A 2,121-nucleotide genomic window follows, 5' to 3' on the forward strand; every position below is an offset into this window, starting at 1 on the left:
GACTACTGACTACTGACTACTGACTACTGACTACTGACTACTGACTACTGACTACTGACTACTGACTACTGACTATTGACTACTGACTTCAAAACATCGGCATCAACTGAAGCGGCCCAATTCCTAAATCTTTAGCAGACACCCAGCGCACCTCAAACAAAGCGATCATATCCTTAAATTGAGGCTGACCGCGAGAAGCACCCATCAATCCTTTAGCAATCACCAAACCGCACCAACCGCTCGTTAATTTACAGCGGCGCTCCCACTTTTTGCGAGCTTCCTGATGCACCGGGTCGTTTTCATTAAACTCCCCAAACAAATACAGTTCCCCATTTTTAGTTTGCAAAATACCCAAGTCGTATTGCTCGTCTTGAAAAGGATCTTCGCCCGGATTAAAACAAATTGCCTTTACCCCTCCAGCTTCTTTCAAATCTTGAATCATAGTTTTTGCCTTGGGATTGGAAGTTTGGATCATCACCACCGGCAAACCGTCTCCGGCGGCATTAATATCAATTTCTGCACCTTGGTGAAACTGGGCATTTCCGCGCAGAAAATCTACGGTTGCCCAAGGTACGACGCCGAGACTCAAAAATGAATTGGGCGGTACTAAATCGTCGCGAAGCAGGGGCATTTCAAATTCATCATCATCGTCATCATCGTCATCACCGAGCATCTCTAATAGTTCGTCGGAGACCTGGGGCATCGTCGAAACTTTAACGGATATCTGTTGAATTTCTCCGTCAGACTGGGGAACAGGGATGCGGTAGCGGCTGCTGAGTTCGGGAAACGTCTCTGCTCCCAATTTCCGGCGGCCGTTGCGAAAAAAGCGGTGAAATGCTTCGAGAGCAACTAACATCGTGACGGCTTCTTCTTCGTAAAGAATCGATCGCAATCCTTCTAAAGGATGCAGGTTGCCAAAATTCGGTTCAATTTCCGATGGAGGCAAATCGGCCAAATCAATTTCTTCGTCTTCGTCCTCATCAATATCGCCGGCACTTTCAAAGGTGAGAAACAAACAGTCTTGCCCTAAAAAAGCCTGTTCTAAATCTTCAAAAGAGTCATCATTGACCACTCGCTCTCGAAACCGCTTCAAGGATTCTAAAGAGCGATATAGCAAAACTCCGTAATCCATTCTGCCTTGCCCCAATACCGACACGTAGAGGCTGGCGACATCCCACTGATTGATTTCAATAGATATAATTTGGTGTTCGCTCAAAGTCCGCCACGGAGCATCGTGCCAAATTTGAGCGGCTTTTTCCATTAGCACTTCGGCGTACTCAGGCGGTAATTCGGGAGGGCGATTGACAGCCACCTCTTCCATGCCCCGAAATATTTCATCAATTAGGGGCAATTCCGGCACGTAGTCAATGGAAATGCCTAAATCTTGAAGTACGCCCCGCAGGTAAAATTGAATTTCTCGGTTTTTGACGACGATTTTTTGGGGGCGGACTGAGGGAGCCGGACTTTGGGGATGTTCCATTGCCCGCAGCAGAGCCCGGACGATCGCCTCTGGGCCGGCATCTGGGCTTACCATGTCCATAGCCCTCACAATGCCTTCAGAGCCGTCCACCCAGAGAATGCACTCGCCACCGGCTTCTGGATCGTCGTCGTCCTCTAGCATCATGTGCGAGTCAGCATTAGATAACGGTCGGCGGTCGCCCTCCCACACGCTGGGAATTTGAGGTAAGTTTTGTAGCCGACGAAGAGTAGAGCGATTCAGCGCTGCCATAGAGTAAGCCCGTTGGGTGAAGCATTGTTGCGGTGCCACAAAGGGTCAACCGCTGCTTCTCAATCATAAACCCTATAGGGGGAGAGGACATCAAGCTGGGAAGGCGCTGCGGGAATTAAAATTTTAAAACTCAAAATTCTGCCTTCAGTTGACAGTTGACAGTTGACAGTTGACAGTTGGTAGTTGGTAGGAAAGCAGTTGGCAGTTGGCAGTTGACAGTTGGTAGTTGGCAGTTGGCAGTTGATAGTGGGCAGTTGACAGTTGACAGTTGGCAGTTGGTAGGAAAGCAGGTGACTGACTGATGACTGATGACTGATGACCACCCTTCGACTTCGCGAGCGGGTAAAATGACCAATGACCACCCTTCGACTTCGCGAGCGGGTAAAATGACC

2 protein-coding genes are annotated in these 2,121 nt (G+C 48.8%); both read right to left on the reverse strand.

The genetic code is table 11. The annotated features are described in order from the left end of the window. Positions 1-88 precede the first annotated feature (88 nt). Positions 89-1,729 (reverse strand): DUF6930 domain-containing protein, encoded by a 1,641-nt coding sequence (locus tag QUB64_RS32815; protein WP_333271569.1) that lies wholly within the window; start codon positions 1,727-1,729, stop codon positions 89-91. 130 nt (positions 1,730-1,859) lie between these two features. After that, positions 1,860-2,121 (reverse strand): hypothetical protein (locus QUB64_RS32820; protein WP_333271567.1); only part of this gene is annotated, 262 nt, incomplete at its 5' end.

It is taken from the genome of Microcoleus sp. Aus8_D2 (assembly GCF_036702665.1).
GTDB lineage: Bacteria > Cyanobacteriota > Cyanobacteriia > Cyanobacteriales > Microcoleaceae > Microcoleus.

Excerpts from the sequence above, each read along its gene's own strand:
- QUB64_RS32815 (WP_333271569.1), bottom strand. The coding sequence starts at position 1,729 with ATGGCAGCGCTGAATCGCTCTACTCTTCGTCGGCTACAAAACTTACCT.